The sequence below is a fragment of the Actinosynnema sp. genome (assembly GCF_052038725.1).
This window is the reverse complement of the sequence record NZ_JBQGCX010000790.1, coordinates 1-4,915: the sequence shown is the minus strand read 5'-3', so window position 1 is coordinate 4,915 and position 4,915 is coordinate 1. Positions and strand designations below refer to the sequence as shown.

At 74.5% G+C, this 4,915-nt stretch carries 4 protein-coding genes and 1 riboswitch; of the genes, 3 read left to right on the top strand and 1 reads right to left on the bottom strand.

Annotation, left to right across the window (positions count from 1 at the left end; translation table 11 throughout):
- Window positions 1-1,205, top strand: a 1,205-nt coding sequence (locus tag ACTUAL_RS16300) for a ComEC/Rec2 family competence protein (protein WP_440900863.1), incomplete at its 5' end; no start/stop codon positions are given.
- Window positions 1,202-1,741 carry a hypothetical protein gene (locus ACTUAL_RS16295; RefSeq protein WP_440900862.1) on the top strand — a complete coding sequence of 180 codons (540 nt, stop codon included), beginning with the start codon at window positions 1,202-1,204 and terminating at the stop codon, window positions 1,739-1,741. The genes ACTUAL_RS16300 and ACTUAL_RS16295, both read left to right, overlap by 4 nt.
- Before the next feature lie 599 nt (window positions 1,742-2,340).
- Here ACTUAL_RS16295 and thrC read toward each other — a convergent pair.
- The gene (gene thrC / locus ACTUAL_RS16290; RefSeq protein WP_096491870.1) at window positions 2,341-3,606 is read right to left on the bottom strand and encodes a threonine synthase; all 1,266 of its coding nucleotides are present in this window, start codon (window positions 3,604-3,606) and stop codon (window positions 2,341-2,343) included.
- Between the two features lie 10 nt (window positions 3,607-3,616).
- Window positions 3,617-3,732: riboswitch (SAM riboswitch) on the bottom strand.
- Window positions 3,733-3,847: 115 nt separating this feature from the next.
- On the opposite strand from thrC, the gene holA reads away from it, so the two are divergent.
- The gene (gene holA / locus ACTUAL_RS16285; protein WP_177154531.1) at window positions 3,848-4,816 is read left to right on the top strand and encodes a DNA polymerase III subunit delta; all 969 of its coding nucleotides are present in this window, start codon (window positions 3,848-3,850) and stop codon (window positions 4,814-4,816) included.
- Window positions 4,817-4,915 lie beyond the last annotated feature (99 nt).

Sequence of the window (4,915 nt, the reverse complement as noted above, 5' to 3'; positions counted from 1 at the left end):
TGGCGGCGCCGGTGGCCGCCCACCTGGCGACCGCGCCGCTCGTGGCCGGGCTGTGCGGTGAGGTGAGCCTGGTGGCGGTGCTGGCGAACCTGGTCGTCGCGCCGGTCGTGGCGCCCGCGACCGTGCTCGGCGTGGCGGCGGCGGTGCTCGCCCAGGTGCACGACGGGGCGGCGCGGTTGGCCGTGCGCCTGGCTGGCCCGGAGGTGTCCTGGCTGGTCGCCGTGGCCAGGTGGGCGAGCGGGGTGCCCGGAGCCTCGGTGCGCTGGCCGGGCGGTTGGACCGGTGGCGCGCTGCTGGCCGTCGCGCTGGTGGTCGGGTGGGCGCTGCTGCGGCTCAGGCGGCTGCGGGCGCTGCTGGTCGCGCTCGTGCTCGGCGTCGGACTGGTCCTGGTGCCGCTGGACGTGGTCGCGCCGAGGTGGCCGCCGCCCGGCTGGTCGGTGGTGGCCTGCGACGTCGGCCAGGGCGACGCCGTGCTGCTGGCGACGGCGGAGCGGGGCCGCGCGGTGCTGGTCGACACCGGGCCCGACCCGGTGCCGGTGCTCGGCTGCCTGCGGCGGCTGGGGGTGCGGCGCATCCCGCTGGTGGTGCTCAGCCACCTGCACGCCGACCACATCGGCGGGCTGGCCGAGGTGCTCGCCGAGCGGGAGGTGGGCGCGGTGGCGGTCGGTCCGGCGCGGGTGCCGGACTGGGCGTGGGCCGAGGTCGTCGCGCGGACGCGATCCGCCGGGGTGGCCGTGCTGGAGCTGACCACCGGTCAGCGCCTGGACTGGCCGGGGCTGCGGCTGGAGGTGCTGGGTCCGCGCGCGGGCCCGGTGGAGGACGCGAACACGGCGGTCAACAACGCCTCGCTGGTGCTGCGGGCCACCACCGCGGCCGGACGGGTGCTGCTGACCGGTGACGTCGAGCTGGCCGCGCAGGCGGAGCTGCTCGACGGGGGCGTCGACCTGCGGGCCGACGTGCTGAAGGTGCCGCACCACGGCGCGCGGGCCACCTCGCCCGCGTTCCTGGACGCGGTGCGGCCGAGCGTGGCGCTGGTCAGCGTCGGGGCGGGCAACCGCTACGGCCACCCCAGCGGCGTGCTGCTCGACGCGCTGGCCCGGCGGGGCGCGCTGGTCCTGCGCACCGACCGGGACGGCGACACCGCCGTGCTCGGTGGCGGGCCGGGAACCAGGGTCGCCCGCCGTGGCGACCCGCTGCCCCCGTGAGGCGGGGGGAGACCGAACGACGACAGCACCCGGCCGACGTGGGCCGGGACGAGGGAGAAGAGGACGAGATGGGCACCACCAGCGAGACCTGGATCCGGCTGCACGGCGACTGGATGCCGAACGACCACGACGGCGCGCTCGGCTGGGCGCTGTGGCAGCCCGGCTACAACGCCGACCCGTGGCCGACCGAGGAGCTGCGGCCGTCGTTCGCCTACTACGTGTGCCAGAAGCTCGACGGCGGGCGCAGGGGCGTGGTGGCGAAGGCGACCGTGCAGGCCTTCCTGAGCACGACCGAGGTCGACTCGCCAGAGGACGCCTACCGCCTCGTGGCGGACGAGCTGTTCGACGAGGGCCTGAGCTTCCCGCCGGAGACCTGGCACGCCCACCCGTACAACCAGCTCAAGGAGCGGGTGCCGTGGCCGCAACGCCTGACCGCGTGGCGGGTCTCCACCGAACCGGTGGGGCCGCACGTGCTGTCGGGCCTGGAGAAGTTCCCCAGGACCGGCTGGCTGCGCACCGCGGAGGAGCTCCGGTGACCGAGTGCCGGGGAGTCGCGCCCCGCGTCCCGCGCCCCAGGGACGGCGACCACCCGACACCACCGTGCACGGGCCTGCCCTGCACGGCGGGAGCCTGCACGGCCGGGACGCCCCGCGCCGACCCGCTCAACGCGTGGCCACCGATCAACCGCCCCGGTGGTGACGCGATGAGCACCACCACGGGGAACGCGACCGCTCAGTGCTGCTGCGGAAAGGAGTGCTGGATGTTCTGACGCGCTGACCAGAGCCGCCCCGGCAGTTCGGCAGTCGGTGCCGCCCCTTGAGGGCCAGCTCCAGCGGTCCGGTTCCCGTGGTCCGGCCTCCTACGGTTCGGCTCCCGTGGTCCGGCCCCTGCGGTCAGTCTCCCGTGGTCCGACCCTCTACGGTCCAGTTCCCTTGGTCCGGTTCCTGTGGTCCGGCCCCTGCGGTCAGCCTGCCGTGGTCCGGCCACTGAGGTCCGGTAGCGGGTGCTGCTCGGCGGATTCCAGCCGTCGGGTGGGTTGGTCTCGCCTGCGGCGAGGCGGTGCCAACCCACCCGGGGCTGCTGGTGCTGGAGGGCTGAGGGGGAGGGGTGGTCTCGGTCCTGAGGACGGTTGGTGTCAGTCCTTGAGGGCGTTGATGACCGCGTCGGCGCTCGCTGCGACGGTGGCGCGCGGGCCCACGCGGTCGCCGAGGGCGTCGAGGGTCTTCAGGCCGTCGCCGGTGATCAGCAGGACGGTCTCGGCGTCGGGGTCGAGCTTGCCCGACTCGATGAGCTTCTTCGCGGTCGCGACGGTCACGCCGCCCGCCGTCTCGGCGAAGACGCCCTCGGTGCGGGCCAGCAGGCGGATGCCCTCGACGACCTCCTCGTCGGTGACGTCCTCGATGGCGCCGCCGGTGCGGCGGACGCTGTCCAGGGCGTACGGGCCGTCGGCCGGGGCGCCGATCGCCAGGGAGCGGGCGATGGTGTCCGGGCGGACCGGGACGACCGTGTCGTGGCCCGCCTTGAAGGCGGTCGCGACGGGGGAGCAGCCGGTGGCCTGCGCGCCGAAGACGCGGTACGGGGTCTCGTCGACCAGGCCGAGGGAGCCGAACTCGCGGAACGCCTTGTCGACCTTGGTGAGCTGCGAGCCGGAGGCGATGGGGATGACGATCTGCTCGGGCAGGCGCCAGCCGAGCTGCTCGGCGACCTCGTAGCCGAGGGTCTTGGAGCCCTCGGCGTAGTACGGGCGCACGTTGACGTTGACGAACGCCCAGTCCTCGTTCTCGGCGGCGAGCTCCTGGGCGACCCGGTTGACGTCGTCGTAGGTGCCGTCGATGGTGATCAGCGAGCCGTCGTACACGGCGGACATGAGGATCTTGGCCCGCTCCAGGGAGGAGGGGACGAGCACGACCGACTGCCAGCCCGCGCGGGCTGCGGCTGCGGCGACGGCGTTGGCGAGGTTGCCGGTGGACGGGCAGGCCAGGACGCGGAAGCCCAGTTCGCGGGCGGCGGCCAGCGCGACGCCGACGACGCGGTCCTTGAACGAGTGGGTGGGGTTGCCGGTGTCGTCCTTGACCCACAGCTTGCGCACGCCCAGCGCCTTGGCCAGGTTGTCCGCCTGGATGAGGCGGGTGCCGCCGGGCTCGGTGTTCGGGTGGGCGGAGACGTTCGGCGGGACGGGGAGGAGGCCCTTGTAGCGCCAGATGGAGCGGGGGCCCGCTTCGATGTCCTCGCGCCGCACGCGGCCGAAGTCGTAGGCCACTTCCAGGGGGCCGAAGCACTCCTGGCAGGCGTACTCGGGGGCGAGCGGGGTCTCGTGGCCGCACTCCCGACAGGACAGCGCCCGAGCGGGGCCGAGGTCGAAGGAGGTGCTGGTCGAGGGTGCGCTGCTGACAGCGGTCATCGCGAGGTTCTCCTCATCTTTCCCGCTTTCGCGGGTCGGAATTGGCACCGTGATCACCCAGTCGATGACTGGTGACAGGTTGCCGGGGCTTCTTCGGGCCGATCCCTCTGCCCCTCTGGATGAGCGGTATTCGGTTGTGCTTCGAACGTACGGCACGCTCCCGGCCCGTGGCCAGTGACGTCCACCATGCGGACCCGGCGGGGCGGCCGGGGGCCCGGTGGCGGCGTGGGAGGATCGGGTGGTGAGCCATGGCGTGCAGTTGGTGATCGGTGACGAGGAACTGCTGGTCGAGCGGGCTGTGCGCGCCGCGCTGGCAGCCGCGCGCGAAGCCGACCCGCAGGCCGATCTGACCCGCGTCCGGGTGAGCGACCTCACGCCTCCCGAGCTCGCGGAGCTGGTCAGCCCGTCGCTGTTCGCCGAGGGGCGGGTCATCGCGCTGGAGGCGGCGCAGGAGGCGAGCAAGGAGATCGCGGACGCGGTCATCTCCTACGTGAAGGCGCCCGCGGACGGCGTGACGCTGGTGGTCGTGCACACCGGTGGCGGGCGCAGCAAGGCGGCGAAGGAGCTGCCCGCCGCGCTGCGCAAGGCCGGGGCCGAGGTGACCGAGTGCCCGAAGATCACCAGGGCGCCGGAGCGCGAGGCGTTCGTGCGCAACGAGATCCGCGCGGCGGGCGGCAAGGCCGATCCGGCGGCGATCGGGGCGCTGATCGAGGCCGTGGGCTCCGACCTGCGCGAACTGGCGGCGGCGGCGTCCCAGATGGTCGCCGACACCGACGGCAAGGTCGACGAGGAGGCGGTCCGCCGCTACCACCGGGGACGGGCCGAGGTGACCGGGTTCGCGGTCGCGGACAAGGCCGTCGTCGGCGACCGGGCGGGGGCGCTGGAGGCGCTGCGGTGGGCGCTGCAGCTCGGCGTGCCGCACGTGCTGGTGGCCGACGCGCTGGCGGACGCCGTGCGCACGGTGGCGCGCGTGTCCGCGGTGGGCCGCGGCGACCCGTTCAAGCTGGCGGGCGAGCTGGGGATGCCGCCGTGGAAGATCAAGAAGGCGCAGGGGCAGGTGCGCGGCTGGGACGGCGACGGCCTGGCGCGCGCGATGACGGTGGTGGCCGACCTGAACGCCGAGGTGAAGGGCATGGCGGCGGACGCGGGCTACGCCCTGGAACGGGCGGTGCTCAACATCGTCCGGGCCCACGGCGGCGCGCGCCGCTGACCTGGGAACCCGCCACCGCCGCGGTCAGGCGGGTGGCGCTGGCACGGGCTGCCTGCTGCTGGTGTGGGTGGGCCTGCGCCGGTACGGGCTGCCTGCCGC